Annotated in this window: 27 protein-coding genes; 18 read left to right on the forward strand and 9 right to left on the reverse strand. The window is 69.9% G+C overall.

Going from position 1 to position 26,645, the window contains the following annotated elements:
- Positions 1–225: 225 nt before the first annotated feature.
- Entirely contained in the window at positions 226–849 is a 624-nt protein-coding gene (locus ACLBKU_RS00705) for a ribonuclease HII (RefSeq protein WP_410177609.1), read from the reverse strand.
- Between ACLBKU_RS00705 and ACLBKU_RS00710 the strand changes: the two genes are divergently transcribed.
- From ACLBKU_RS00710 to ACLBKU_RS00735, 6 genes are all read left to right on the forward strand, one after another.
- On the forward strand, positions 848–2,032 hold the full coding sequence (locus ACLBKU_RS00710) for a PQQ-dependent sugar dehydrogenase (RefSeq protein WP_410177610.1): 1,185 nt from the start codon (positions 848–850) through the stop codon (positions 2,030–2,032). The two genes, ACLBKU_RS00705 and ACLBKU_RS00710, sit on opposite strands and share 2 nt — an antisense overlap.
- A complete protein-coding gene (locus ACLBKU_RS00715) occupies positions 2,032–2,613 on the forward strand; it encodes a GNAT family N-acetyltransferase (protein ID WP_410177611.1) in 582 nt (193 codons plus the stop codon). Before ACLBKU_RS00710 ends, ACLBKU_RS00715 begins: the two co-directional genes overlap by 1 nt.
- Positions 2,614–2,662: 49 nt before the next feature.
- Entirely contained in the window at positions 2,663–3,217 is a 555-nt protein-coding gene (locus tag ACLBKU_RS00720) for a DUF1285 domain-containing protein (RefSeq protein ID WP_410177612.1), read from the forward strand.
- The gene (locus ACLBKU_RS00725) at positions 3,214–3,849 is read left to right on the forward strand and encodes a CoA pyrophosphatase (RefSeq protein WP_410177613.1); all 636 of its coding nucleotides are present in this window, start codon (positions 3,214–3,216) and stop codon (positions 3,847–3,849) included. The genes ACLBKU_RS00720 and ACLBKU_RS00725 overlap by 4 nt, the downstream gene beginning before the upstream one ends.
- Positions 3,850–3,951: 102 nt before the next feature.
- Positions 3,952–5,133, forward strand: a complete 1,182-nt coding sequence (locus tag ACLBKU_RS00730; RefSeq protein ID WP_410178978.1) for a CCA tRNA nucleotidyltransferase — start codon at positions 3,952–3,954, stop codon at positions 5,131–5,133.
- A 204-nt stretch (positions 5,134–5,337) separates the two neighbouring features.
- Positions 5,338–5,865 carry a hypothetical protein gene (locus tag ACLBKU_RS00735; protein ID WP_410177614.1) on the forward strand — a complete coding sequence of 176 codons (528 nt, stop codon included), beginning with the start codon at positions 5,338–5,340 and terminating at the stop codon, positions 5,863–5,865.
- 15 nt (positions 5,866–5,880) lie between these two features.
- Here the strand turns inward: ACLBKU_RS00735 and parC are convergent, their stop codons facing one another.
- Positions 5,881–8,202, reverse strand: coding sequence for a DNA topoisomerase IV subunit A (gene parC, locus ACLBKU_RS00740; protein WP_410177615.1), 2,322 nt, complete (start codon positions 8,200–8,202; stop codon positions 5,881–5,883).
- Between the two features lie 199 nt (positions 8,203–8,401).
- Between parC and ACLBKU_RS00745 the strand changes: the two genes are divergently transcribed.
- From ACLBKU_RS00745 to ACLBKU_RS00755, 3 genes are all read left to right on the forward strand, one after another.
- Positions 8,402–9,274 carry a DUF4349 domain-containing protein gene (locus ACLBKU_RS00745; protein WP_410177616.1) on the forward strand — a complete coding sequence of 291 codons (873 nt, stop codon included), beginning with the start codon at positions 8,402–8,404 and terminating at the stop codon, positions 9,272–9,274.
- A gap of 100 nt (positions 9,275–9,374) precedes the next feature.
- On the forward strand, positions 9,375–9,890 hold the full coding sequence (locus ACLBKU_RS00750; RefSeq protein ID WP_410177617.1) for a hypothetical protein: 516 nt from the start codon (positions 9,375–9,377) through the stop codon (positions 9,888–9,890).
- A gap of 107 nt (positions 9,891–9,997) precedes the next feature.
- Positions 9,998–10,534, forward strand: a complete 537-nt coding sequence (locus tag ACLBKU_RS00755) for a type 1 glutamine amidotransferase domain-containing protein (protein ID WP_410177618.1) — start codon at positions 9,998–10,000, stop codon at positions 10,532–10,534.
- Between the two features lie 13 nt (positions 10,535–10,547).
- Here ACLBKU_RS00755 and ACLBKU_RS00760 read toward each other — a convergent pair whose 3' ends face one another.
- The 3 genes from ACLBKU_RS00760 to ACLBKU_RS00770 all read right to left on the reverse strand — a co-directional run bounded on the left by ACLBKU_RS00760 (position 10,548) and on the right by ACLBKU_RS00770 (position 13,091).
- Positions 10,548–10,883, reverse strand: coding sequence for a 2Fe-2S iron-sulfur cluster-binding protein (locus ACLBKU_RS00760; protein ID WP_410177619.1), 336 nt, complete (start codon positions 10,881–10,883; stop codon positions 10,548–10,550).
- The gene (locus ACLBKU_RS00765; RefSeq protein WP_410177620.1) at positions 10,880–11,998 is read right to left on the reverse strand and encodes a cysteine desulfurase family protein; all 1,119 of its coding nucleotides are present in this window, start codon (positions 11,996–11,998) and stop codon (positions 10,880–10,882) included. Before ACLBKU_RS00765 ends, ACLBKU_RS00760 begins: the two co-directional genes overlap by 4 nt.
- 115 nt (positions 11,999–12,113) lie before the next feature.
- Positions 12,114–13,091, reverse strand: a complete 978-nt coding sequence (locus ACLBKU_RS00770) for a cysteine desulfurase family protein (protein ID WP_410177621.1) — start codon at positions 13,089–13,091, stop codon at positions 12,114–12,116.
- Positions 13,092–13,264: 173 nt separating this feature from the next.
- Here ACLBKU_RS00770 and ACLBKU_RS00775 point away from each other — a divergent pair, with 173 nt between their 5' ends.
- Entirely contained in the window at positions 13,265–13,921 is a 657-nt protein-coding gene (locus ACLBKU_RS00775) for an alpha/beta hydrolase (RefSeq protein WP_410177622.1), read from the forward strand.
- A 55-nt stretch (positions 13,922–13,976) separates the two neighbouring features.
- Here ACLBKU_RS00775 and ACLBKU_RS00780 read toward each other — a convergent pair whose 3' ends face one another.
- Positions 13,977–14,378 carry a hypothetical protein gene (locus ACLBKU_RS00780; protein WP_410177623.1) on the reverse strand — a complete coding sequence of 134 codons (402 nt, stop codon included), beginning with the start codon at positions 14,376–14,378 and terminating at the stop codon, positions 13,977–13,979.
- 303 nt (positions 14,379–14,681) lie between these two features.
- On the opposite strand from ACLBKU_RS00780, the gene ACLBKU_RS00785 reads away from it, so the two are divergent.
- Positions 14,682–15,365: an energy transducer TonB gene (locus tag ACLBKU_RS00785; RefSeq protein ID WP_410177624.1), complete on the forward strand. Its 684-nt coding sequence runs from the start codon at positions 14,682–14,684 to the stop codon at positions 15,363–15,365.
- A 134-nt stretch (positions 15,366–15,499) separates the two neighbouring features.
- Here the strand turns inward: ACLBKU_RS00785 and ACLBKU_RS00790 are convergent, their stop codons facing one another.
- Complete coding sequence (locus ACLBKU_RS00790) at positions 15,500–15,715, reverse strand: hypothetical protein (protein WP_410177625.1); 216 nt, start codon at positions 15,713–15,715, stop codon at positions 15,500–15,502.
- An 85-nt stretch (positions 15,716–15,800) separates the two neighbouring features.
- On the opposite strand from ACLBKU_RS00790, the gene ACLBKU_RS00795 reads away from it, so the two are divergent.
- From ACLBKU_RS00795 to ACLBKU_RS00810, 4 genes are all read left to right on the forward strand, one after another.
- Positions 15,801–16,217 carry a DUF3597 family protein gene (locus ACLBKU_RS00795; protein WP_410177626.1) on the forward strand — a complete coding sequence of 139 codons (417 nt, stop codon included), beginning with the start codon at positions 15,801–15,803 and terminating at the stop codon, positions 16,215–16,217.
- A 54-nt stretch (positions 16,218–16,271) separates the two neighbouring features.
- Positions 16,272–18,122 (forward strand): DUF885 domain-containing protein, encoded by a 1,851-nt coding sequence (locus tag ACLBKU_RS00800; RefSeq protein WP_410177627.1) that lies wholly within the window; start codon positions 16,272–16,274, stop codon positions 18,120–18,122.
- Positions 18,123–18,259: 137 nt separating this feature from the next.
- A complete protein-coding gene (locus ACLBKU_RS00805) occupies positions 18,260–19,909 on the forward strand; it encodes an FAD-dependent oxidoreductase (protein WP_410177628.1) in 1,650 nt (549 codons plus the stop codon).
- Positions 19,910–20,415: 506 nt separating this feature from the next.
- Complete coding sequence (locus ACLBKU_RS00810; RefSeq protein WP_410177629.1) at positions 20,416–21,474, forward strand: hypothetical protein; 1,059 nt, start codon at positions 20,416–20,418, stop codon at positions 21,472–21,474.
- A gap of 3 nt (positions 21,475–21,477) precedes the next feature.
- Here the strand turns inward: ACLBKU_RS00810 and ACLBKU_RS00815 are convergent, their stop codons facing one another.
- Together ACLBKU_RS00815 and ACLBKU_RS00820 are read right to left on the reverse strand one after the other, a co-directional pair.
- Entirely contained in the window at positions 21,478–21,801 is a 324-nt protein-coding gene (locus ACLBKU_RS00815) for a hypothetical protein (RefSeq protein WP_410177630.1), read from the reverse strand.
- A 123-nt stretch (positions 21,802–21,924) separates the two neighbouring features.
- Positions 21,925–23,541, reverse strand: coding sequence for a phosphoenolpyruvate carboxykinase (locus ACLBKU_RS00820; RefSeq protein WP_410177631.1), 1,617 nt, complete (start codon positions 23,539–23,541; stop codon positions 21,925–21,927).
- Positions 23,542–23,856: 315 nt separating this feature from the next.
- Here ACLBKU_RS00820 and ACLBKU_RS00825 point away from each other — a divergent pair, with 315 nt between their 5' ends.
- The 3 genes from ACLBKU_RS00825 to ACLBKU_RS00835 are packed head-to-tail and all read left to right on the forward strand — an operon-like array spanning position 23,857 to position 26,640.
- Positions 23,857–24,624 (forward strand): response regulator, encoded by a 768-nt coding sequence (locus tag ACLBKU_RS00825; protein ID WP_410177632.1) that lies wholly within the window; start codon positions 23,857–23,859, stop codon positions 24,622–24,624.
- Positions 24,617–26,173 carry a stimulus-sensing domain-containing protein gene (locus ACLBKU_RS00830; protein WP_410177633.1) on the forward strand — a complete coding sequence of 519 codons (1,557 nt, stop codon included), beginning with the start codon at positions 24,617–24,619 and terminating at the stop codon, positions 26,171–26,173. Before ACLBKU_RS00825 ends, ACLBKU_RS00830 begins: the two co-directional genes overlap by 8 nt.
- Positions 26,170–26,640, forward strand: a complete 471-nt coding sequence (locus ACLBKU_RS00835) for an HPr kinase/phosphorylase (RefSeq protein WP_410177634.1) — start codon at positions 26,170–26,172, stop codon at positions 26,638–26,640. The genes ACLBKU_RS00830 and ACLBKU_RS00835 overlap by 4 nt, the downstream gene beginning before the upstream one ends.
- Positions 26,641–26,645: the final 5 nt, after the last annotated feature.

Below are 26,645 nucleotides of genomic sequence, written 5' to 3' on the forward strand. Positions count from 1 at the left end.
GTTTGGTGTGCGACGGGGCGCGGCGGCGGAACGAAACGAGTCCGGCACAAGATGTTGAGTCCGCGCCGCGCTGGGGGACTCCGGATGTGGGGGTGTGGCGGGGAGGACTCAGTTCACCTCAACTTGTCATCCCAGCGAAAGCTGGGACGTAGGGCCGCAAATGCTGCTCCGCGCGGCTCTAGGCCCCAGCTTTCGCTGGGGTGACGAGACGAAGAGGATCGCGACCTAGATCAGCACCAGTTGCGCGACCGGCGCGAAGCTGCGGCGGTGAAGGGGGCTGGGGCCGTGCAGCCGCAAGGCCTCGAGGTGCTCGGCCGTGCCGTAGCCCTTGTTGCGCTCCCAGCCGTAGTGCGGGTGGGCCTCGGCGTATTCGCACATCAGCCGGTCGCGCCATTCCTTGGCGATGATCGAGGCGGCCGAGATGCACGGTTCGAGCGCGTCGCCGCCGACGATCGGGCGGGCGGGCCAGCACCAGCCCTCGCAGCGGCCGTGGGGGGTGAGGTTGCCGTCGATCAGCACCTCTTGCGTCTCGCAGCCGAGCACCTCGGTCAGCCGGGCGACCGCGCGGGTCATCGCCAGCATCGTCGCCATGAAGATGTTGACCCGGTCGATCTCCTCAGGCTCGACCACCGCCACGGCCCAGTCGCAGCCCTCGCGCAGCGCCTTGTCGAGGCTCGCGCGGCGGGTGGGCGAAAGGCGCTTGGAATCGTCGATCCCGGGCGGTATCGCCCGCCCCAGCACCACCGCCGCGGCCACCACCGGCCCGGCGAGCGGACCGCGGCCCGCCTCGTCGACCCCGATGACGACGCGCTCGCGCCCGACCTTGGAACCCGGAGTGACCCCTAGCATGACCCGTTCTGCCCGATTGCTCGCCGCTCTTTCGACCCCAGCGCTGCTGCTGGCAAGCTGTGCCAACGCCGAAACCGGGGAAAGCGCCGCCGGGAGCGAGGGCGAGATCGTCGCCACCACCGGGCCCGCCACGCCCTTCAGGACGAGCGCGGTCGGCACCTTCGAGGAGCCCTGGGCCATCACCTTCGCGCCTGGCACCGCCACCCTGTTCGTCACCGAGAAATCGGGCAAGCTGAAGTTCGTCGACACCGTCACCGGCACGGTCGGCACGGTGAGCGGGGTGCCCGCGGTCGACTACGGCGGCCAGGGGGGCCTCGGCGACGTGGCCTTCCTGCCGGGGGAGACTTCGGCGACTTTGGGCGGGCGGACGATCTACCTCTCGTGGGCCGAGGCCGGCGAGGGCGACACCCGCGGCGCGGCGGTGGGACGCGGGAAGCTGGTGTGTCCGCAGCCGACCGCCTGCGCGCTCGAGGGCTTCTCGGTGATCTGGCGCCAGACCCCCAAGGTGACGGGGCGCGGGCACTATTCACACCGCCTCGCCTTCTCGCCCGACGGCAAGTATCTCTTCGTCGCGAGCGGGGAGCGGCAGAAGATGGCCCCCGCGCAGGACACCGCGGTGACGCTCGGCAAGATCGTGCGCCTCAATCCCGACGGCACGCCCGCCGCGGGCAATCCGCTTGCCGCCAAGGGCGGGGTCTCGGCGGAGATCTGGTCGATGGGGCACCGCAATATCCTCGGGATCGACTGGGACGCGGCGGGGCGGCTGTGGGAGGTCGAGCACGGCCCGGCGGGGGGCGACGAGCTCAATCTCGTCAAGCCCGGCGCGAATTACGGCTGGCCGGTGCGCTCGAACGGCGAGCACTACAACGGCGACCCGATCCCCGATCACGAGCCGTCGGACGGTTTCGCCCAGCCCGCGCTGAGCTGGACCCCGGTGATCGCGCCGGGCGACATGCTGATCTATTCGGGCGCGCTCTTCCCCGCCTGGCAGGGCCATGCGCTGATGGCAGGGCTCGGCTCGCAGGCGCTGGTCGACGTCGCGCTCGACGGGGAAAGCGCGCGCGAGGCGGCGCGCTACGGTTTCGAGAAGCGCCTGCGCGCGCTCGCGCAGGGGCCGGACGGGGCGGTCTATGTCGCCGAGGACGGCAAGGGCGCGCGGCTGTTCAGGCTGACCCCGCGCTGATGGCGACCCCCTCCCCCCTCGCGGCGAGCGCCACCATCATCCCGCTCGAGGCGGTCGATCCGGCGATGGTCGAGGAAGTGCTCGACCGCGCCTTCGGCCCCGACCGCTTCGCGCGCACCGCCTACCGGATCCGGGCGGGGATGGACTGGCTGCCGGGCCTGAGCCTCGCCGCCCTCGACGAGGACGACATGCTGGTCGGCACGATCCAGTGCTGGCCGATCGGGCTCCAGACGAAGGAGGGCCAGGTCCCGCTGGTGATGGTCGGGCCGGTCGCGGTGGTCCCCGAGCGCCAGGGCGAGGGCTTCGGCATCGGCCTCATGAGCGCGATGATCGCCGAGGATGCGCGGCTCGCCGCGACCGGCGGGCGCTTGTCCTCAAGCAGCGAAGCGGTAGGACAGCAAGGACTCCCGCAGGTGCTGATCGGTGACGCCGAGTATTACGGCCGCTGGGGCTTCTCGGCGGCGATGACCGGCGGGTGGCGCTGTCCGGGGCCCTATGAACAGCACCGCCTGCTCGCGCGCGGCCACGGCCTTGCCGCCATGCCCGCCGACGGGATGCTCGGCCCGTGGGGTGGTGCGTAGCCTTACCCCCTTCACCTCGCAGTCCGCATCTGCCATCCCCTGGGATCTCATGCCCTATGAACCGCCCCCGCATCTCGCCGGCCTGACCCTCGCCCAGATCGCCGCGCTGGTCGAGGAGCGCAAGCTCCCGCCGGTCGAGACCTGGACCCCGGAGAAGGCGGGCGAGAGCCACATGCGCATCGCCGCCGACGGGACGTGGTTCCACGAGGGCGCGCCGATCCGCCGCGAGGCGATGGTGCGCGCCTTCGCGAGCCTCTTGACCCGCGACGGCGCGGGGCAGCACTGGCTCGTCACCCCCTTCGAGAAGCTCGGCATAGAGGTCGAGGACGCCGCCTTCATCGCCGTCGACTGCGTGCGCGCCGAGGATGCGCTGGCCTTCCGGCTCAACACCGACGACCTCGTGATCGCCGGTCCCGACCACCCCCTGCGCGCCGAGGGCGAGGCGGAGAACCCCGCCGTCTACCTCATGGCGCGGCGCGGCTGCGAGGCGCGCCTCAACCGCTCGACCTGGGCGCAGCTCGCCGAGATCGCGCTCGCCGAGGGCGCCGAGGCGAACGGCTGGCAGGTCGCCAGCAAGGGCGCGCGCTTCCGCCTCCTCCCATGACGCCGCCGCCGCCGCCGAGCCTCCACGACGCGCTCGCCCGCGCCTTTGCCGAGGGCCATGCGCGCGAGGTCGAGGGGCTGCTGAGCGACGCGCAGTTCGCCACCGACGGCCGCGCCACCCCTGCCGCGGTGCTGATCGCGATCACCGATGTGCCCGACGACCCGCAGGTGATCCTCACCCAGCGCCCCCGCGGGATGCGCGACCACCCCGGGCAGGTCGCCTTCCCCGGCGGCAAGATCGATCCCGGCGAGGACGCGGTCACCGCCGCCCTGCGCGAGGCCGAGGAGGAGCTCGCCCTCCCCCGCTCCGCCGTGCAGGTGATCGGCACCAGCGACATCTACCACACCGGCACCGGCTTCCTGGTCACGCCCGTCGTCGGCCTCGTCCCGCCGGGGCTCGAGCTGAGGCCCAACCCGACCGAGGTCGAGGCGTGGTTCGAGGCGCCGCTCGGCCTGCTCTTCGATCCGGCAAGCTGGACCGCCAACGCGGTGTTCTGGCGCGGCGCGACGCGGCGCTATCTCGAGATGGAATGGCAGGGCTTCCGCATCTGGGGCGTGACCGCGGCGATCATCGCCAACCTGTCGAAACGAATCCGGATGGAGGATCTCGAACTCCCGGTCCGTTCGGCCTGAACAGGCCCAGGGCAGGCTTGTCGAAGCCCTGCCTTTTCTTCTAGCGCTGAATCGAGGTTGAAGGACGACCCTTCGACAAGCTCAGGGTAAACGGGGTTGGTTCTGAAGTCGCTGCAATCTGCCGAATGGACCCGCCGCGAAGGCCTCGCGCGTCTCACGGAGGCGCTCGGCGCGGAGAACCTGCGCTGGGTCGGCGGGGCGGTGCGCGACGGGCTGCTCGGCGTTCCTGTCAACGATGTTGACGCCGCCACCACGCTCCTGCCCGCCGAGGTGATCGCCGCCTGCGCGCGCGCCGGGATCCGCACCGTCCCGACCGGCATCGAGCACGGCACCGTGACCGCAGTCCTCAAGGACGGCCCGGTCGAAGTCACGACCCTGCGCCGCGATATCGCCACCGACGGGCGGCGCGCGACGATCGCCTTCGCGGCCGAATGGCGCGAGGATGCCGCGCGGCGCGACTTCACGATCAACGCGCTCTACGCCCACCCCGAGACCCTCGCCATCGAGGACTTCTTCGGCGGCCGCGACGACCTCGCGGCGGGCCGGGTGCGCTTCATCGGCGCGGCGCGCGCACGGATCGCCGAGGATCACCTGCGCATCCTGCGCTACTACCGCTTCCAGACCCGCTTCGGCGCCGACCTCGACCCGGAGGCCGAGGACGCCTGCGCCGAACTTGCGCACACCCTCAAGGGCCTGAGCCGCGAGCGCATCGCCGCCGAACTCCTCGCGCTGCTCGCCCTGCCCGACCCCCACGCGACCATCGCCCGGATGCGCGCGCGCGGCGTGCTCGGGGTGATCCTGCCCGAAGCCTGCCCCCCGCAGGTCGCGCTGCTCGGCCGCGTCATCGCCGCCGAGGCCGCGCAGGGCTTCGCGCCCGATCCCGTTCGGCGGCTCGCCGCGCTGCTCCCCCCCTCGCCCGAGGTCGCCGAGACCGTCGCCGCGCGCCTCAGGCTCTCCAAGGCGCAGCGCGCCCGCCTCGTCGCCGCCGCCGAGCGCCGCGCCGAGGACGCGGTGCATCCCAAGGGCCTCGCCTATCGCCTGACGCCCCCGGTCGCCATCGACCGCCTGCTGCTCGGCGGGGCGGAGGCGGCGGCGCTCAAGGGCTGGGAGGTTCCCGCCTTCCCCCTGAAGGGCGGCGCGGTGGTCCGCCGCGGCGTCACCGCGGGACCGGCCGTGGCGCGCATCCTCCAGGCGGTCGAGGCGCGCTGGATCGCCGAGGACTTCCCGGAGGAATCGCGCATCGAGACGCTGCTCACCGAGGAACTCGCCCGCGCGGGTGCGTGATCGCGGTTATCGCGCCTGCTTCGGGCTGAACGGGGCATCATGCGCGGTGGCGTGCCGTCGGACGGGTTGTCTCAGGTAAGTCACACAGCTTAGATTCGCCTGCATCGGCGGACACATAGGTCCGCACTCGGCCACAGGCTGCGCGGGCCGCGCCACGGGATCGGCGGAGCGCCAGCGGGCCTCGAGCAAAGGGACGACTTCGCAATGATACCGATGATCCGCGCAGGCCTCGCCGGCGCGCTGGCCTTCACCTCCGCCGCCGCCCTCGCGCAGGACGTCGGCACCACCATCTACGGCGCCGACGGCAAGCCCGTCGGCACGGTCGCCGAGGCGGGCGCGCAGGTGGTGGTGATCGACACCGGCAAGCACAAGGCGCCGGTCCCCACCAACCTCCTGTTCGACGGCCCGAGCGGCAAGAGCGTCAACGCAACCCGCGACCTCGTCGACGCGATGATGGACGAGCGCATCGCCGAGGCGATCGTGAAACGCGACGCGAAGCTCGTGCAAGGCGCGGCGGTGATCTCCGCCGGCGGCCGCTCGGTCGGCACGCTGACGGCGGTCGACCTCGCCGCCGACGCCATCGTGCTCGAGGGCCCGCAGGGGCCGGTGCGGCTCAGGAAGGAGCACTTCGCGGTGAGCCCGCAGGGCGAGCTGATGGTGCTCTACAGCCGCGACCAGATCGCCGAGGCCGCCGCGGGCAAGCTCGCGCAGGCGAGCGACGCGGGTCGCTAGACAGGCCCGAAACCCTCAGCCGAACTTGCCCGACTTCGGGAAGCCCTGCGGCGGCATCCGCCCGGCGGCGCCGCGGGCGACCTTCCACATCCGGATTTCGGTTTCGGTGCGGGTGCGCTCGCCCGAGCCGCCCATCTGCCAGCTGAGCCCGTCGGCGAGGACGAAGGTGGTCGCGTCGGACAGCCCGCCGTCGCGGTAGCGCTGGAGCTGCACCCCCTGCCCGCGCGACATGACGGGCAGCTCCTCGAGGTTGAAGACCACGAGCTTGCGGTTGTCGCCGACCACCGCGACGTGATCGTGCGTGTCGCCGATGGGACGGATCACGGCGAGCTTCGCCCCGTCCTTGAGGTTGACCACCTGCCGCCCCTTGCGGGTCTCGGCGAGGAGCTCGTCGAGCAGCGCGACGAAGCCCTTGCCGTGGCTCGAGGCGAGCAGCAGCTTGCCGCCCGGTTTGTGGACCATCATCGCGCAGACGCTCGCCTCGCTCTCGAGGTCGATCATGGTGCGCACCGGCTCGCCGAAGCCGCGCGCGCCGGGGAGCTTGTCGCAGCCCAGCGTGAAGAACCGTCCGTCGCTGGCGGCGAGCAGCAGCTTGTCGGTGGTCTGCGCGTGGCAGATGAAGGCGAGGCCGTCGCCCTCCTTGTACTTGAATTCCTGGTCGAGCGGCACGTGGCCCGATGCCGCGCGGATCCAGCCCTTCTGGCTGAGGATCACCGTCACCGGCGCCTTCTCGATCATCGCGTCCATGCTGAAGGCGATCGTCGGCGCGGCCTCGGCGATCAGCGTGCGGCGGCGGCCGAGCGGGGTGTCCTCGGCATAGGCCTTGCGCAGGGTGCGCAGGTCCTTCTTGAGGCGGGTGCGCTGGCGGGCCGGGCTTTCGAGGAGCTTCTCGAGCTCGTCCTGTTCGGCGAGAAGCTCGTCCTGCTCCTTGCGCAATTGCATCTCCTCGAGCTTGCGGAGCGAGCGCAGCCGCATGTTGAGGATTGCCTCGGCCTGCCGGTCGGTGAGCTCGAACTCGGCCATCATCACCGGCTTGGGCTCGTCCTCGGTGCGGATGATTTCGATCACCCGGTCGAGGTTCAGAAAGGCGATGATGTAGCCGCGCACCAGCTCGAGCCGGTCGGCGATCTTCTCGAGCCGGTGCCTGGCGCGGCGCTGGAGGATGTCGATCTGCGCGAAGGTCCAGCTTTCGAGCAGCTCCTTCAGCCCCATCACCATCGGCGTGCGCCCGAAGCCGGGGCGCGCATCGAGGACGTTCATGTTGAGGCTGAAGCGCGTCTCGAGGTCGGTGAGCTTGAACAGGCTCTCCTTGAGGAGCTCGGGATCGACGTTGCGGCTCTTGGGGACGATCACGATGCGGATCGCCTCGTCGCTCTCGTCGCGCACGTCCTCGAGGATGGGGAGCTTGCGGTCGGCGATGGCCTGGGCGATCTGCTCGATGAGCTTGCCCTTGGGCACCTGGTAGGGGATCTCCGAGATGACGAGCTGCCACTGGCCGCCGCCGAGGCGCTCGATCCCCGCCGCGATGTCGGCCTCGTCCTTGGCCTCGGGCGCGCGGAAGCGGCCGCGCAGGCGGAAGGCGCCGCGCCCGGTGCGGTAGGCCTCGGAGATGACGGCGGGGCTGTCGATCACGTGGCCGCCGGTCGCGAAGTCGGGGCCGTGGAACAGCTCCATCAGCCGCTCGTGGGTCACCGAGGGGTTGTCGATAAGCTCTAGCGTCGCGTCGATGACCTCGGCGACGTTGTGGCTGGGGATGCTCGTCGCCATCCCCACCGCGATCCCGCTCGCGCCGTTGGCGAGGAGGTTGGGGAAGAGGCCGGGGAAGATCTCGGGCTCGATCTCTTCGCCGTTGTAGGTCGGGAGGAACTCGACCGTGCCCTCGTCGAGCCCCGCCATCAGCTCGAGCGCGGTGCGGGTCAGGCGGGCCTCGGTGTAGCGGTAGGCGGCGGCGTTGTCCCCGTCGACATTGCCGAAGTTCCCCTGCCCCTCGACCAGCGGGTAGCGCAGGGAGAAATCCTGCGCGAGGCGCACCATCGCGTCGTAGACCGAGGCGTCGCCGTGGGGGTGGTACTTGCCGATCACGTCGCCGACCACGCGGGCGGACTTCTTGAAGGCGTCGTTGGGGTTGAGCTTCAGCTGCCGCATCGCCCAGAGCAGGCGGCGGTGCACGGGCTTCAGCCCGTCGCGCAGGTCCGGGAGCGAGCGCGCGGTGATCGTCGAGAGCGCATAGACGAGATAGCGCTCGGAGAGCGCCGCATCGAAGGGCGCATCGACGATCGCGTCGAAGCCGTCATCCGGGGTTTCGGGGGGCTCGTCGGTGGTGGTGGGCGCGGCCATGCCCCCCCTTACCAATCCGCGCGCCGCCGAGGGAGAGGGGTTTCCACAGGGTTGCGAAATAAAGGCGCTGCCGTCACGCCACCGTGAATGAGGCGAAATTGTGGTTGGATTGTGGCGAAAATAAGGCACAAATGGGGCGAAGCCGACGCGGAGCACGTGAGTCGCGCCTCCACCAGTCCGGCTTCACGAGGAGAGACCCATGCGTAAGACCCTGATTTGCGCCGCTTCCCTGACCGCCCTGATGCTCACCGCCTGCAGCAAACCGGCCGACGATCCAACCGTTGCCGAGGCGGCGACCGAAACCGCTGCCCCACCTGCCGCCACACGCCAGGCAGACACCTTCAAGACCCTGCCGAGCCTCGAGAAGCTCCCCGTCACCCTCCCCCAGCTCGCCTATGCCTACGACTACCGCTGGGAATTGCCCGCCGACGCGATCGGCGCGCTCCAGCGCCGCCACGCGAGCCTGTGCGAGCAGCAGGGCCCCGCGATCTGTCAGATCACCGGCATGACCAAGACCGGCGAGGCAGAGGGCGAGGTGACGGGCGAGCTCCAGATGGCGGTCGCCACCCGCCAGGCGCGGGCCTTCGGCGCGCTGCTCGAGGACGAGGCCGAGGACGCCGGCGCCACGCAGATCGCCGCCGAGATCGCCTCGGAGGAGCTCTCCAAGCAGATGGTCGACACCGAGGCGCGGCTCGCCACCCGCATCGCCCTGCGCGACCGGCTCCAGGAGGTGCTGCGCACCCGCAAGGGCAAGCTCGAGGACCTGATCGCAGCCGAACGCTCGGTCGCTGCCGTCAACGAGGAGATCGACCAGGCGAGGAGCTGGATGAAGGAGATGCAGGGCCGCGTCGCCTACAGCCGCGTCACCGTCCGCTACGAGACCGGCGGGGCGGCGGCGCGCGACTTCATGGCGCCGGTCAGGGGCGCGCTGTCCTCCGTCGGATCGATCCTCGGCTTCCTCGCCGCGGTGCTGATCCTTGGGCTCACGGTCGCGGTGCCGGTCGGCGGGGTGTGGTGGAGCGCGCGGGTCCTGCGCCGCCGCCTCGCCGATGCCGCGCCCGATCCGCAGTAACCGCAAGGACCCCGCGCGGGGGAGGGCCGACCCGGCTTTCCCCCGCCGCTCCTTCCTGTTACGCGTGCATCGGGGCGCTTCAGGGGGGAGAGACAAGGCTATGCGATACACTTGGTTGGCGGCGCTCGCCCTGCTGGGCGCAGCGCCCGCGGCGGCGCAGAGCGCGGGCGAATTGCGCGCGCAGCTCGAGGAGACCAAGGCGATGCTCGCCCAGGGCGAGGCCGCAGGGATGGACGCGAGCGTCCTCTCGACGCTGCGCGAGACCCTCGCCATGCTCGAGGAGACGATCCGCGAGATGGAGGCCGAGGAGGGCGCCGCCTCCCCCGCCCCCGCCGCCGAGGAGCCGCTGAACGCGCCCTATCCGGTCAAGCCCAACCTCGCCGCGACCGAGGCCTGCGCGGGCTTCACCGAGCAGAACTACCGCAGCCGCGCGCTCGCCGCGGGGAGCGACGTGCAGCTCGACACGATGTGCGCGCAGGCCTTCGAATACTACGCGATGTACAAGCGCGCGATCGCGCAGGGCTATTCCGAGGCCGACGCGAACCGCACCTACGACGCGCACAGCAAGTCGGCGCTGGTCGCCAACGACTTCTACGCCAACAACCGCGCCGACTAGCCGTCCCGTCACGCCCCGCCGCGCGCCGCTCGCGCCCTGCCCCGCCCGGCGGAACCCGCGCCGGGCCGGGCGGCTATCCCTGTCACACCCCGTGACAGGAGAGCCCCATGCAGCGCGTCCTCATCATCGCCACCGACGGCTTCGAGCAGTCCGAACTCGTCCAGCCCCGCGACCTCCTCGCCGAGGCCGGCGCCGAGGTGACCATCGCCAGCCTCAAGCGGGGCGAGATCCGCGGCTGGGACCAGAAGGACTGGGGCGAGAGCGTGCCGGTCGACTGCACGCTCGATCAGGTCAATGCCGAGGACTTCGACGCCCTGCTGCTCCCCGGCGGGCAGATGAACCCCGACGTGCTGCGCACCGAGCACAAGGTCATCGACATCGTGCGCGAGTTCGACGCCGCGCAGAAGCCGATCGCGGCGATCTGCCACGCGCCCTGGCTGCTCGCCGAGGCCGACATCATCGAGGGGCACACGGTAACCGGCTGGCCCTCGATCCGCACCGACCTCTCGAACGCCGGCGCGGCGGTGGTCGACGAGGAGGTAGTGGTCGACGGCAACCTCATCACCAGCCGCAAGCCCGCCGATATCCCCGCCTTCGCGCAAGCGCTGATGAGCGCGCTCAACATGGAAGGCGCGGACGGCTGACGCGGCGGCGGGGCTACATCCGCCTGAGGTCGTTGCTCTCCGCAGGGACGCTGACGGTGAGGCCGTCGAGTTCGGGCGTCAGTTCGACCTGGCAGGACAGCCGCGAGGTGCGCCGCGCGCCGGCGGCGAAGTCGAGCATGTCCTCCTCCTCCTCCGAGGCCGGGGGCAGGCGCTCGAACCACTCGGCGGCGACGATCACGTGGCAGGTCGAGCAGGCCATCTGCCCCTCGCAGGTCCCCTCGAGCGGGAGGCCTGCCGCCTGGCCGACGCGCAGCAGATTGTCGCCCGGCGCGGCGGTCGCGGCGACGCTCCTGCCCCGCGGATCGACGAAGGTGACGGTGATGCTCACGAGGCCTGGCTCCTTGCGGCGGCGTTGATCGCGGCGGCGGCGGCCACGATGTCGTCCTCGTTCGTATAGCGCCCGAATCCGAGCCGGATAGAGGACTTCGCCTGGGCCTCGGAGAGCCCGATCGCGCGCAGCACGTGGCTCGGCCGGCCCGACCCGCTGGCGCAGGCCGATCCCGCGGAGAACATGACCTGGCGGCAGTCGCTCATCAGCCGGGCGACGTCGAGGCCTTCCCGACGGATGTTCAGATTGCCGGGCCAGCGGTGTTCGGCGCTGCCGTTCAGTTCCCAGTCCGCGAAGGCCTCCCGCGCGACGTTCCACAAATGTTTCACGTGAAACATTTCGCGCTCCGTGTCGACGGCCCGGCAAGCGACTCCGAAGCCGGCGCAAAGGGCGGGCGAGAGGGTGCCTGACCGGAGGCTGGCCTCCTGTCCGCCGCCGTGAAGGAGGGGCTGGAGCGGGCCTGCGTCCGGCCCGATCCACAGCGCGCCGATACCCTTGGGACCGTGGATCTTGTGCGCCGAGACGGCGATGTAGTCGGGGGCTAGAGGGGGTCTAAGGGGGGCCTGGGAGGGGTCTAGGGGCACCCTGCCGAAGGCCTGGACGGCATCGACGAGCACCTGCGCGCCGCCTGCGCGGGCGATGGCGATGGCCTCCTCGAGCGGATGCACCACCCCGATCTCGTTGTTGACCGCCATGATCGCGACAAGGCCGACCTGCGGCGTCATCGCGGCTTTCAGAGCTTCGAGGTCCGCGCGCCCGTCGAGGAGCACCGGGAGCACCGTGAAGCGCCGCCCCTGCGCCGCGACCGCGCGGGCGCAGTCGAGCACCGCGGCGTGCTCGGTGGCGAAGGTGAGGACGTCGCCCCCGGTCCCGAGCAGCACGGTGTTGAGCGCTTCCGTGGCGCCCGAGGTGAACACCACCCGCCCGCCCGGCGGCATCAGCGCGGCGACGTTCTCCCGCGCCGCCTCGATCGCGGCGGCGGCCATGCGGCCCATGCGGTGCGGCGAATGCGGGTTACCGAAAGTGTCGCTGTCAGGCCCGCCGAGCCAGCGCAACATCGCCTCGCGCGCTTGCGGAGCGAGGGGGGTGGTGGCCTGGTAGTCGAGGTAGATCATGCTTCTTCCCTCGTCATTGCGAGGAGCCAAAGGCGACGCGGCAATCCATGGACCGCCATCGCGACAGGCCGCAAGATCTGGCCATGGATTGCTTCGCTGCGCTCGCAATGACGAACTAGCACAGCGACCTCCAAGCCTCGGCAAACCGCTCCAGCTCCTCCGGCGTCGTCGACCACCCGAGGCTCACCCGGATCGTCCGCGCGGCGACGTCGTCGGGCACGCCAAAGGCGTCGAGCACCCGGCTCTTCTTGAGCGTGCCGGAAGAACACGCGCTCCCCGCCGAGACGGCGAAGCCCATGGCGTCGAGGCGGATGAGGAGGGCCTGCGCGCTCATCTTGGGGTGGACGACGGCGAAGATGTGCGAGCATTGCCAGCCCGGGGAGAGCACTTCGCCATCGCGATAGAGCGCATCCTTGAAGGCGGATCGGTGGTCTGTTGTGGTCGCCCAACTATCCCGGTCACCGGCTTCCAGCGCGGCAGCCATGCCCAGAGCACCGGGCAGGTTCTCGGTTCCCGGGCGATAGCCACGCTCGTGTCCGCCCGCAGGTTCGAGCATGGCGAAGTCCCGCACCAGCAGCGCACCCGTCCCGATCGGCCCGCCGAATTTGTGCGCCGATATCACGAGCATGTCCGCGTCCGGCAACGTGATCTTGCCCGCGCTTTGCGAGCAATCGACGAGGAGAAGACCCCCGCGTTCGTGGACCCACTCCCCAATGACATTTCGCACGAAGGGGAGAAGTCCCGTGCCGGTCTCCGAATTGAGGTGTTGAACCGCGACCAAGGCACCGGCGCAATCCCCGAGCGCTTCGAGATCGATGCCTTTCTTCTTCCGGTCGAACGGCACCACCTCGGCATCCGGCGCTGCGCGGAACACCGCGTCATGCTCGACCGCGCTGACGATCCGGCGCTCCACCTTCGCCCGGTTGAGGGCGATCCACAGCGCCTCGCTCGCCCCGGAGGTGAAGATCAGCTCGCCCTCCCAGCCGAGCGCGCGCTTGATCCGCTCGCGCGCGTCCTCGAGTGCCGCGCGCGCCTTCCTCCCCTCGGCATGGGGGCTCGAGGGGTTGGCCCATAGCCGGAACCCCTCCTCCATCGCCGCCTTCGCCTCGGGGCGCAGGGGGGAGGTCGCGGCGTGGTCGAGATAGACCCGTTCAGGGATGGCTCATTCCTCGAATAAATTGCGAATTGCTCGGCGGCGCCTATATAGGCGCGCAATGCCGAGCGCCACCCGGCGCCGCCTCACCTCGTTTGCGATTGGGTCAACCGATGCCGTCCGTGATCTTTCCCGGCCCCGAAGGCCGCCTCGAAGGCCGTTTCTCCCCGCCCCCGCGCCCGCGCGCGCCGGTGGCGATGATCCTCCACCCGCACCCGGAAGGCGGCGGGACGATGAACGACCGGATCGTGCAGCGGCTCTACAAGACCTTCGCCGACCGCGGCTTCGCGACGCTGCGCTTCAACTTCCGCGGCGTCGGGCGCTCGCAGGGGAGCTTCGATTCCGGCGTGGGCGAATTGTCGGACGCGGCGAGCGCGCTCGACTGGGTGCAGTCGATCCATCCCGAGGCGCAGAGCACCTGGATCGCGGGCTATTCCTTCGGCGCGCTGATCGGCATGCAGCTGCTGATGCGCCGCCCGGAAGTGCGCGGCTTCATCTCGGTCGCGCCGCCCGCCAACATGTACGACTTCTCCTTCCTCGCCCCCTGCCCGGCGAGCGGCATCTTCCTTCAGGGCGCGGCGGACACGGTGGTGCAGCCGGGCGCGGTGCAGAAGCTCGTCGACAAGCTGCGCACCCAGAAGCACATCACCATCCACCACGAGGAAATCCCGCGCGCCAACCACTTCTTCGAGAACGAGCTCGAGGAGCTGATGCGCGCGGTCGACAACTACCTCGACTTCCGCCTCTCGCCGGACTGCCCGATCAAGTGACGGTGTGAGGGCCACGCGCGGGCGGGCGGGTCCGGCCGGGCGGCGGCCTGCCCGGTCACTTCTTCGCGGCGGCACACAGGGCCGGAAGCTGCGTCTTCGCTTCCGCGAGCTCGGCGGCGATGTCCTGCGCCTTCCGGGCGGCGTCTGCACGCGGGCCTTCGAGGGCGAGACGCGTGGCGAGCCTTTCGGATTTCCGGTAGTCCGCCAGAAGCGCTTCGACGCGCCGCAGGTAATCGGGCAGGATCGTCGCACAGGCCTCGGCACGGTCGGTCTGCCACAGCGACTCGAGGTCGAACCGGAGGGCGGAGAGTTCCTCCTCCGCAGCGGCGATACGGTCCTGCGTGATCGCGTGCTCGAGCAGATAGTTATCGGGCTGCTGCGCGCGGGCGGGAAGGTGTCCCGTCAGCGCGGCCGCGGCGAGAAGAACGGCTGATCGTGTCGTCGGAGCAACTTTCATTTCCCGGCTCCCCTCTCGCCGTTCCCGCGGCCAGCGCCTCTGATTTGGCCGACAGGACTAGTCGTCTCGTCGCCGAACAACAACCGGTACATGGCACCGATGTGGTTCGATGCACGCTCCGGCGCGAGCAGCAATCGCTTCTCAACTGAATTGATTGAAAAAAATACGGTATTGAATTGCAACGCGAAATCCCTTCGCCCCTAGCAGTCTTCATAGTACCATCGCGGACGAGCGGGCCGGAGGTCCGGCTTGCGACAGGTGCTCCGGCCACCGCTCCCACGTGATGGAGAGAGGAGTGTCTGCATGAACTACGCTTCTGCCAGTCGAAGACCCAACCCCGCGGCCCTCGCCGGGGCGCTCGGCATCCCCGGGGCGCTCGGCGCGCTCATGGTGGTCGGGCTCGCGGTGACGGTGGCGACCGAACCGCCGGTCCCCCCGCTCATCGGCGAAACGATCACCGAGACTGTGCTGCCCCCGCCCCCGCCGCCGACCCCCGACAAGCCACAGCCCGAGGCCAAGGCGACGAGCACCACCACGCTCGATCCCCTCGCCCCGCCGCGTCCGAGCGTGCCGCCCACCGAGTTCACCCTCGGCGAGAACTTCACCGTGCCCCTCGGCACGGGCGAGACGTCCGGCACCGGCACGGGCGAGATCGGCATCCCCGCGCCGACCTTCACGCCCTCGCTGTTCGACCCCGTCGGCGCGCGGCCCAAGGGCAATGCCGGGCGCTGGGTGACCAACGCGGACTACAAGCCCCGCTGGATCATGGAGGAGATGGCGGGCACCGCGCGCTTCACCCTCGCGATCGACGCGGCAGGCAAGGTGACGGGCTGCACCATCACCCGCTCGACCGGCCACGGCCCGCTCGACGCGGCGACCTGCCAGCTGGTGAGCAAGCGCGCCCGCTTCGAGGCGGCGCGCGACAATACCGGCAAGCCCGTCGCGGGAAGCTACACCGGGACGATCACCTGGAAGATACCAGAATGAGGAGGCGCGCCCGTCCGGGCGCGCCGATCCTCGCTCATGCGACCTGAAGGTCGCGTCGCTGCGGGGCGGCCGCGTGGCCTTGCGACGCCTGCGGCGTCGATGGTCTCGATCATGGCGTCGCCGGGGGAGCGCGTTCAGCCTTCCCCGGCGGCGGCCTTGACCTGGTCGATCGGCGCCTCGCCGGTCCTCGTCGGCAGCGTCCAGATCAGCACGTTGACCACCGCGACCGCCGCGAGCAGCACCATCAGCGCGGGGTTCCTGACCTCGCCGGTGCGCCGCCACAGCACCACCGCCCCGGCGACCAGCGCGAGGGCGGCGAGCATCACGATCGACAGCACGGTCTCCATCATGCGTTAAGGCGCTCCCTCGCTGGCCGGAACAGGGCGGTGGGACAAGCGGCAACAGGCCGCCGCGCACCGCACGAGGGAGGCTATGATGGGTATCTTCGCGTCGATCAAGAACGCGATCTGGCATTCGGACCGGGACCACGCCGAGGAGAAGGCCAAGCCCACCGGCGACCCCTACCCCGCCGCCCCCGCGCCAATGGCCACGCCCTCCGCACCCCGGCCAGCTCCCGCCGCCGCCGAGCCCGAGCCGATCAGCCAGGCCGCGATGGAGGCGCGCATCGCCCGGATGCCGGGGGCCGAGGGACGCAACTGGCGCACCTCGATCGTCGACCTGATGGCCGTGGTCGGGGTCGATCCCAGCTACGAGAACCGCAAGGAACTGGCGGGCGAGCTCGGCCTCACCGACTACTCCGGCACCGCCGAGCAGAACATCGCGCTCCACCACGCGGTGATCAACCTGCTCGCGGCCGAGGGCGGGGCGATGCCCGGTATGCTGCGCGACTGACCGGCGATGCCCGGTGCGATTGACTCGGGGGTGGGCCATCGCCAAACCGCTCGCATGAGAGAGAGCACCCCCACCGTCACCCGCCGCCAGACCCTCAAGGGGATCGGCGGCGTCTCCGCCCTTGCGCTGCTGCCGGCCTGCGCCGCGGACACCCCTGAGCCCGCCGCCGCCAGCGCCTCGATCAAGGGCCTCGCTCCCGACGCCGCGCTCGACCGGATCGCCTACCGGATGCTCGCCCACGAGCCGGGCCGCGCGACCGGGCTCGGCGTCGACGTCGGCGAATACGCCGCCTGGCGCTCGACCTTCGGGACGACCGGCGAGGCCGGGCGCAGCGCCTACGAGGCAACCCTCCGCGACATCGTCGCCGAGGTGCGCGCCTACCCGAAGGAGGGCCTGACCAGCGACCAGCAGATCGGCTTCGAGGTGGTCGAGACCGCCTTCACCCGCGCATTGGAGGGCATGGCCCTGCCCTATGGCGAGGTCGCGGTCGGCAGCTGGCGCAACTCGCCCTATTCGGTGATCCAGAACGTCGGCGGCTATATCGACATGCCGAACTTCTTCGGCGCGACCCAGCCTCTGAAGACCCCCGCCGACATCGGCCCCTACATGGACCGCCTTGCCGAGGTCCCCGCGATCCTCGACGCCGAGTGCGAACGCATCCGCGCCGCGCGCGGGCTGGGCGTGGTGCCGCCCGCCTTCCTGCTCGACAAGGCGATCGCGCAGATCGGCGTGGCGATCAGGGCGGCGAGCGAAAGCTACGCCGGCCCGCTCGCCGCAGCGAAGATCGACGGCAGCGACGTCGCCGCCGCGCAGGCCGAGCGGATCGTCGCCAGCGGGATCGTCCCCGCACTCGAACGCCAGCTGGAGGAACTGCGGACCGAGCGCGGCGTGGCGAAGGACCTCGCCGGGGTGTGGTCGCAGCCGCGCGGCGAGGAATATTACGACTGGGCGATCCGCGCCTCGACCACCACCCGCCTCACCCCCGACGAGATCCACCACCGCGGCCGCGAGGAGCTGAAGGCCCTCCACGCCCGGATGGACGCGATCCTCAAGGAGATCGGCTACACCAACGGCAGCGTCGGCGAGCGGATGCGCGCGCTTTCGGCCGATCCGCGCTACCGGTTCGCGGAAGGCGATCCGGGCCGCGCCGAGATCCTCGCCTTTATCGATGACCGCCTCAAGTGGATCAGGGCGCAGATGCCGCGCGCCTTCAACACCCTCGTCGATCCCAACATGGAGGTGCGCCGCATCGCGCTTGCCGAGGAGCCCGGCGCGCCGGGGGCCTATGGCGGCGCGGGGAGCAAGGACGGCAGCATCCCGGGCCGGTTCTGGATCAACCTCAGGACCACCGACCTTCACCGCAAGTATGACCTCGCCGACCTCACCTTCCACGAGAGCATCCCCGGCCACGTCTGGGAGGGCGAATTCTCGAACCGCCTGCCGCTGATCCGCTCGATCCTCGCCTTCAACGCCTTTTCCGAAGGCTGGGCGCTCTATGCCGAACAGCTCGCCGACGAATTGGGCGCCTACGACGAATTCAAGGTCGGACGGCTGGGATACCTCCAGTCCCTCGCCTTCCGCGCCTGCCGGCTGGTGGTCGACACCGGCCTTCATTCCAAGCGCTGGACCCGCGAGCAGGGGCGCCAGTTCTTCGTCGAGGAGAACGGCTCGAAGGTCGAGGAGGTCGCCTCCGAGGTCGACCGCTATTGCTCCTGGCCGGGGCAGGCCTGCGGCTACAAGATCGGCCATTCCGAGATCGTCCGCCAGCGCGCCCGCGCCGAGGCCGAGCTGGGCGCGAAATACGACCTCAAGGCCTTCAACACCGCCGTCGTGCTCGGCGGCAATGCGCCCTTGAGCGTGATGGCGAACACGGTCAGCCGCTACATCGCGCAGGCGAAGGGGTGATGCTGGAGGCCCCCTCCTCTTCAGAGGAGGGGGGTCCGGTTTCGCCAAGCCGAAAGCAGCAATCCCCGCACATCCTCGCGCTTCCCAAAGCGCTACCCCGTCCCCATCTTGCAATCTTTCGCGCATTAGGAGACTGCATGGAGACGCTGGGACAAGACCTTGAAACCATGCGCCGGGTGCCGCTCGCGCCGGCCCATGTCGATGCGATCTGCGCGATCGGGGGCGAGAAGTTCTATCCCGCCGGCTCCATCGTCATGGACATCGGCGATCCGATGGACCGATTCGTCTACATCCTTGAAGGCGAGATCGAGGTCGTGAACCCCTACACCGGCGAGCGGCTGCTCAAGTCGGCGCTCGGCCCGACGCAGTTCATGGGCGAGATCGCCTTCCTCAACCGCGGCACCAATTACCTCAGGATGCGCGCGAGTATGGACACCCGCGTCATCGAGGCGCCGCGCGGGCCGATGCTCGAACTGATGAGCCGCGTGCCCGAATTGTCCGACCACCTCATCACCGTCTTCGCGGCGCGGCGGCGCAAGCAGTTCGAGCTCGGCAATGCCGCGGTCAAGGTGATCGGCGCCGACCGCGATGCGCGCGTCCAGGCGGTCGAGCGTTTCCTGTCGAGGAACCGCATTCCCTTCAAGAGCTTCGACCTCGACGCGACCGACGCGCAGACGCTCGAGGTGTGCTCGGTGGTCGGCAAGGAGCCGGCAGTGCTGATCGGCACCGGCCAGCGGCTCGAGGACCCGACCCCGCGCAAGGTCGCGCAATATTTGGGGCTCGACCTCGATATCTGCTCGCGGCGCACCTACGATCTGGTGATCGTCGGCGGCGGCCCGGCGGGGGTGGCGGCGGCGGTCTATGCGGGCTCGGAGGGGATCGAGGCGCTGGTGGTCGAGGACACGGCCGTCGGCGGACAGGCGGGCACGTCAAGCCGGATCGAGAACTACATGGGCTTTCCGACCGGCATCAGCGGCACCGACCTCACCTGGCGGGGCCAGGTGCAGGCGATGAAGTTCGGCACCCGCTTCGTCATGCCGCGCCGCGTCGAGGCGATGAGCCGGCGCGAGGACGGGGCCTATTGCCTCACACTGGATGACGGGGACGAGCTGTGCGCCCGCGCGGTGCTGATCGCGACCGGGGTGCAGTATCGCCGCCTGCCGATCGACAATCTCGAGGCGCTCGAGGGCGCCGGGGTGTTCTACTCGGCGACCGAGATGGAGGCGCGCTTCTGTTCGCGCACCGAGGCGGTGGTGATCGGCGGCGGCAACTCGGCCGGGCAGGCGGCGATGTACCTCAGCCGCGCCGCGAGCCACGTGCACCTCGTCGTGCGCTCGGGGAGCCTCGCCGCCTCGATGTCGAGCTACCTGATGCAGCGGCTCGAGGCCGATCCGCGGGTGACGATCCACTACCACTCCGAGGTCACCGCGCTCCACGGCGAGCACTGGCTCGAGGGGATCACGCTCAGGACCGGCGAGAGCGAGCGGCGGATCGACACACGGGCGCTGTTCATCATGATCGGCGCGGCACCCAACACCCACTGGCTCTCGGGCCTCGCCGCGACCGATTCCAAGGGTTTCGTGCTCACCGGCGCGGCGGCAGGGCAGACCGACGACTACGCCACCACCGCTCCCGGCATCTTTGCGGTCGGCGACGTGCGCAGCGGTTCGGTCAAGCGCGTCGCGAGCGCGGTCGGCGAGGGCTCGGTGGTGGTCAGCCGCATCTGGCAATATCTCGAGGACACGCTAAATTCTGGGGGGCTGAAAATCCCCCCAGACCCAGGTTGATTCTAGGATTGAGATCGAGCGAACACACCAAAGAGTTGCATTCACATGTTTATTCTTTCGATCATGTGTTGCAGCAACGTGAAGCATCGAAATTCAATCACGGTTTTCTAAACGGGTTGGGAACTTCCACGATCTCGCACTCCGGCGGCTCGCAAAAGATAATAATTGGGTCTTGTGGCAGGCGAGGCGGGCTGGGTGTCACGATAATGATCGGCTCATCCCCAGGCGATGGCGAAGGCGGCGGCGGCGGCGGCTGCTGTTGAGCAGAGAGCGGAGAACAGCAGAACCCAAGAGCAGCCGCCGCGATTGGCAATCTAGATTTCATCACTTTTTCTCCTTACATTAGAGATCGATAGGCTAAGTCAACCTGTGGCTTTCTGCAAGATCTAAGATCCCGATGTTTAAGCCCATCACAGACAGCCGGCTTGCGTCGGCAGCGCTTTGCCATGCCGCGCTGGCTGGGCGGAGGGGCGGCGGAGTTGTTGCGATGGGGACCACTTAGGAAGTTGGAACCCTGCTCATCGGCCGCCCAGCACCGCGCCGGCGACCTCGCCTTCGCCGACCCGGTCCACGTGCGCGAGCTGCTCGATCCGGCGCTCTACGAGCAGAAGAAGGTTAGGGGCTATGACGGCTTCTACGCCAAGAGCTGGCTGTTCTATCACTACCTGAGGTTCAACAAGGAGCGGCAGCCTCAGCTGAGCGCCTACCTGAAGAACCTCGTCGACGGCATGGACCAGAAGACCGCGGGCGAGAAGGCCTTCGGCGACCTTGACGTGCTCGAGAAGGAGCTCAGGGCCTATTCGCGCCAGTCGCGGATGTTCACCTACGTGCTCAAGCCCGAACAGCTCACCACCGGCAGCCCGATCACCCTGCGCAAGCTCTCGGCGGGCGAGGCGGCGATCATGCCGCTCCAGATCCGCTCGCAGCGCGGGGTCGACGAGGCGGAGGCCGCGACCATCGTCGCCGAGGCGCGCACCGTCGCGGCGCGCTTCCCCGAGGATGCGGGGGTGCTCGCCGCGCTCGCCGAGGCGGAATACGACGCGGGCAACGATGCCGCCGCGATCGCCGCCGCGGACAAGGCGATCGCGCTCGATCCGGCGCGCACCAACCCCTACGTCCAGAAGGGCTATGCGCTGTTCCGCCAGGCCGGCGAGGCCGAGGACAAGCGCGCCGCCTATGCCGCCGCGGTCAAGCCCTTCATGGCGCTGAACGCGATCGAGAACGATCACCCCCTGCCGCTGATCTATTTCTACCGCGCTCAGCTCGAGCGCGGCGTCGAGCCGAGCGAGAACGCGCGCGCCGCGCTCGAGCGGGCGGCGGTGCTCGCGCCCTTCGACCACGGCTTGCAGATCAATGCCGGGATGATGCTGATCGGCGAGGGCAAGCTCGAGATCGCGCGGATTTTCCTCGCGCCGGTCGCGGCCAACCCGCACGGCGGCGGCGCGGCGGCGCGGGCGAAGCAGCTGATCGCCGCGATCGCCGACAAGCCCGACGGCGAGAAGGTCGACTTGAGAAACCTCCCCGAGCCGGTCGAGACCCCCGAAGTGGCGGTCTCGGGGGGCTGAGGCTCAGCTCCCGCCGAACAGCCCCTTGGCCATGCCGAGGGCGTCGTTCACCGGGTTGCCGTCCCCGTCGCGGTCGATCAGCGCGGCGAACTGCGTCAGCGAGCCCTCCCCGCCGATCGCGGCGACCACCTGACCCAGGATCTCGGGGCTGAGGCCGGTCTTCTCGGCGGCGAGCTGCACCGTGTCGCCGTCCATCTGGTGCGTCCGCCCAAGCGTCGCGATCGCCTGCTCGGCGATGGCGGGATCGATCCCGAGCTGCCGGGCGAGGTTTGCCACGTCGTCCGGCGCGCCGCCGATGTTCCTGAGGATGCCGTCGAGAATGCTCATGGCCGTGTCTCCTTGCAGCCGAGTCCGCCCTGGAGTGTGCCTCAGCCGTGCGACAGATCAACGAAAAAGCCCCGCTCCGGTCTCAGGACCGGGCGGGGCTCCCCTCTCCAACCGGTGAAAGGTTCAGGCGGCGACGGCGGGCGCCGGGGCGGCCTGGCGCACGCCCTCGTCGACATGCGCCTCGAACTGCGCGAAGTTGTCGATGAAGAGCTGGACGAGCTTCTGCGCGGTCGCATCGTACTCGGCCTTGTCGGCCCAGGTCGCGCGCGGGTCGAGGATCGTCTGGTCGATCCCGGCCTCGGCGAGCACCGGCACATGGACCGGCACCTCGAAGCCGAAGTTCGGATCGCGGCGGAACTCGACATCGTCCATCTTGCCGTCGAGCACCGCGTTCAGGAGCGCGCGGGTCGCCTTGATCGGCATACGGCTGCCGGTGCCGTACTTGCCGCCGGTCCAGCCGGTGTTGACCAGCCAGCACTGCACGTTGCCCTTGGCGATGCGCTCCTTCAAAAGGTTGCCGTAGACCGAGGGGTGGCGCGGCATGAAGGCGGCGCCGAAGCAGGTCGAGAAGGTCGCCTCGGGCTCGGTCACGCCGATCTCGGTGCCCGCGACCTTGGCGGTGTAGCCCGAGAGGAAGTAGTACATCGCCTGGTCGGCGGTCAGCCGCGCGATCGGGGGCAGCACGCCGAAGGCATCGGCGGTGAGCATGATGACATTGGACGGCGCGGGGCCGAGGTTCTTCTCGGAAGTGTTGGGGATGAACTCGATCGGATAGGCGCCGCGGGTGTTCTCGGTCTTGCTGCCGTCGGTGAAGTCGAGCTCGCGACTTTCCTCGTCCATCGTCACGTTCTCGAGGATCGTGCCGAACATCTTCGTGGTGGCGTAGATCTCGGGCTCGCCTTCCGCCGAGAGGTTGATCATCTTGGCATAGCAGCCGCCTTCGAAGTTGAAGACCGCGGTGTCCGACCAGCCGTGCTCGTCGTCGCCGATGAGGGTGCGGCTGGCGTCGGCCGAAAGCGTGGTCTTGCCGGTGCCCGACAGGCCGAAGAAGATCGCGCTCTTGCCGTCGGCGCCGATATTGGCCGAGCAGTGCATCGGCATCACGCCCTGCGCGGGCAGGAGGTAGTTGAGGAGGCCGAATACGCCCTTCTTCATCTCGCCCGAATATTCGGTGTTGCCGATGAGGATCAGCTTCTCGGTGAAGCTCACCGCGATCACCGTGTCGCTGCGGCAGCCGTGGCGCTCCGGGTTCGCCTTGAAGCTCGGCAGGTTGATGATCGTGTATTCGGGGACGAAGTCGGCGAGTTCCTCGGCGGTGGGGCGCACCAGCAGGGTGCGGATGAACAGGTTGTGCCAGGCGAGCTGGTTGATGACGCGCACGTTGACCCTGTATTCGGGCTGCGAGCCGCCGAACAGGTCGGCGACGTAGAGCTCCTCCTGACCTTCGAGATGGGCGAGGAAGTCGGCCTTGAGCGCGGCGAAATGCGCCTCGCTCATCGGCTGGTTGATCGTGCCCCAGTTGATCGTGTTTTCGGTCTCGGCGTCGCGCACGACGTACTTGTCCTTGACGCTGCGCCCGGTGAAGCGGCCGGTGTCGACCAGCAGCGCGCCGTGCTTGGTCAGCCGGCCCTCGCCCTTCTTGAGCGCGTGCTCGACCAGCGCGGCGGTGCCGAGGTTGGCGTGGATCGTCGCGCGGGTGGCGAGGTTCTGGGCGGCCAGCGGGGTTGCGAGCGAGGTCAAGGTAGCGTCTCCGGGCGAAGGCGGCAGGGCATGGTTCACGAGGAAGGGCCGACCGGTCGAGCCTGCGAATCCGCCCCTTCCGGTTCCATCCCGTAGCAGGTGCGCATACGTATGCAACCTCAGGCGCGGCGGACTGCCACAACCGATATATCCCTCGGCGTGAGCCCTTAAATCGCGCGTGCCGCAAGGTCAAACCGGCAAACGCCTGACATAGGTGAGCTTCTCGCGGGCTGCGCCTTCCCGCTGGCGTTGCGGCCTTGCGAGGATCACGCTAACCCTGCCCCGGCCACGCGCCGCCGGACGGGAGACGAGAGCATGGAGGGCAGCACCACCGAAGCCGCGCTCGAAGGCGCAGGGGCCGAAACGCGCAAGCTCCAGATCGCGCTGGTCGACGATGATCGCAACATCCTCACCACCGTCTCGATCGCGCTCCAGGCCGAGGGCTTCGCGACCCGCCTCTATTCCGATGGCGAGACGGCGCTGAAAGCCCTGCTCGACAATCCGCCCGACCTCGCCGTCTTCGACATCAAGATGCCCAAGATGGACGGGATGGAGCTGCTGCGCCGGCTGCGCGCCCAGTCCGCGCTGCCGGTGATCTTCCTCACCAGCAAGGACGACGAGAGCGACGAGGAGGCGGGGCTGGAGCTGGGCGCGGACGACTACATCGCCAAGCCCTTCTCGCTGCGGCTGCTGATCGCCCGCATCCGCGCAATCCTGCGCCGCGCCGAGCCGCTCGTCGCCGGCGCGGCGCCCGCCGCCTCCCCGGAAGAGCCCCAGCCCGCGAGCCTCACCCGCGGGCGGCTGTTCATGGACCCGGCACGCCACCAGGTCACCTGGGGCGGCCAGAGCGTCAGCCTCACCGTCACCGAGTTCCTGATCCTCGAGGCGCTCGCGATCCGCCCCGGGGTCATCAAGAGCCGCAACCAGCTGATGGACGCCGCCTACCCCGACGACGTGTTCGTCGACGACCGCACCGTCGACAGCCACATCAAGCGGATGCGCCGCAAGTTCCGGCTCGTCGATCCGGCCTTCGACGCGATCGACACGCTCTACGGCGCGGGCTACAGCTTCACCGATGGCTGATGCGCCCAAGGGCAGCGGCGAGCACCTCAGCGCGGGCGGACGCTTCGCGCTCACGGGCCGCATCCTCGCGGTCAACATCCTGCCGCTGGTGTTCCTCGGCGGCGGGCTGTTCTACCTCGACAGCTACCGCACGCAGCTCGTCAACGAGCGCTTCAAGCTCGCGCGCATCGAGGCGCAGATCACCGCCGAGGCATTGGCAGGCGCGAGCCGCGCGCGGCAGGAGGCGCTGCTCGTCCAGATCGGCAAGGAACAGCGCATGCGCCTCAGGCTGTTCGACGCGCGCGGCCGCCTCACCGCCGACAGCTTCGCGCTCGCGGACCCCGCCTTCCGCTTCAACGACATCTCCGACGACGACTGGGAGCAGCGCTTCGCCCGCTGGCTTGACCGCACCGTCGACACCATCGTCGCCGCCGAGCCGGTCAAGGACTATGCCGAGCCCGAGGCGCAGGAGGCCGATGCCTGGCCCGAGCTCGCCCGCGCGCGCGAGCTCGGCCTCTCGCAGGTGCGCCTCTACGACTGGATCGACGGCACGCCCGTCATCACCGCCGCGGTGCCGGTGGGCCTGCAAGGCGCGACCTTGCTTACCGTGCGCAACGCCGTCGACATCACCGAGAGCGTGCGCGCGGCGCGCTCGACCCTCGGCTTCGCGGTGCTGCTGGTGATGGCCTGCTCGGCGCTGCTCTCGCTGTTCCTCGCGCGCACGATCGTTACCCCGCTGCGCCTGCTCGCCCGCGCCGCCGTGCGCGTCAAGCAGGGCCGCGACCGCGAGGTCGAGGTGCCGCGCCTCCCCCAGCGCCGCGACGAGATCGGCCTGCTCGCCCGCGCGGTCTCGGACATGACCACCGCGCTGCGCCACCGCATCGACGCGGTCGACAGCTTCGCCGCCGACGTCGCGCACGAGATCAAGAACCCGCTCGCCTCGCTGCGCAGCGCGGTCGACACCCTGCCCCGCGTCGAGGACCCGGCCCTGCGCAGCGAGCTCATCCAGATCGCCGCCCACGACGTGCGCCGCATCGACCGCCTCGTCACCGAGATCGCCGCCGCGAGCCGCGTCGATGCCGAGATCAGCCGCGCCAAGCTCGAGACCGTCGATCTCGCCGAGCTCTTCGCCAACCTCATCCGCAGCCGCGAGGATCGCGGGATGAACGCCGGGCGGCAGCTGCGCCTCGACGCGGCGCCCGGGGCGCGGCTCAAGGTGCTCGGCGTGCCGACCCAGCTCGAACGGGTCGCCGAGAACCTCCTCGACAACGCCGTCTCCTTTTCCCCGCCCGAGGGCACGGTCAGCGTCGCGATCCGCCGCGCGAACGGCCGGGTCGTCACCGAGGTCTGCGACGAGGGGCCCGGCATCGCCCCCGAGCGGCGCGAGGACGTGTTCCGGCGCTTCCATTCCGACCGGCCCGAGGGCGAGAGCTTCGGCAACCACTCCGGCCTCGGCCTCGCGATCGGCCGCGCCATCGCCGAGGCGCATGACGGTTCGCTCACCGCCGATGCGCGTGCCGACGGGGCCTCGGGCGCCTGCCTGCGCCTCGCCCTGCCCGCCGCACCGTGAGCGAGGGGCTGGTCTTCCCGGCGAGCGCCGTTGCCCTCGACGGCCGCGCGCTGCTGATCGAGGGCCCGCCGGGGAGCGGCAAGTCGAGCCTCGCGCTGGCGCTGATCGAGGCCGGGGCCGGACTGATCGGCGACGATGCGGTGACCCTGACGCCCGCGAAAGGCGCGCTGGTCGCCTCGCCTCCGCCGAACATCGGCGGGCTGCTCGAGGTGCGCGGGGTCGGCCTCGTCAGCCTCCCCCTCGCGCCCCCCGCGCCGGTCGCGCTGCTCCTGACGCTCGGCGGCCCCTCTCCCGAACGCCTCCCCGAGCTGCCGATCCCCACCCGCCGCATCGCCGGGATTGCCGTCCCGGTGCTCGGCTTCGAGCCCGGCACCATCGCCCCCGCCGCACGCGCCGTCTGGGCGCTGCGCTGCCACGGCCTCGTATTCGAACCGGCTTTTCATCGCAGCCCCGGCGCGTCACAATAGGCGCC

The sequence above is a fragment of the Erythrobacter sp. NE805 genome (genome assembly GCF_046452355.1).
Lineage (GTDB): Bacteria > Pseudomonadota > Alphaproteobacteria > Sphingomonadales > Sphingomonadaceae > Erythrobacter.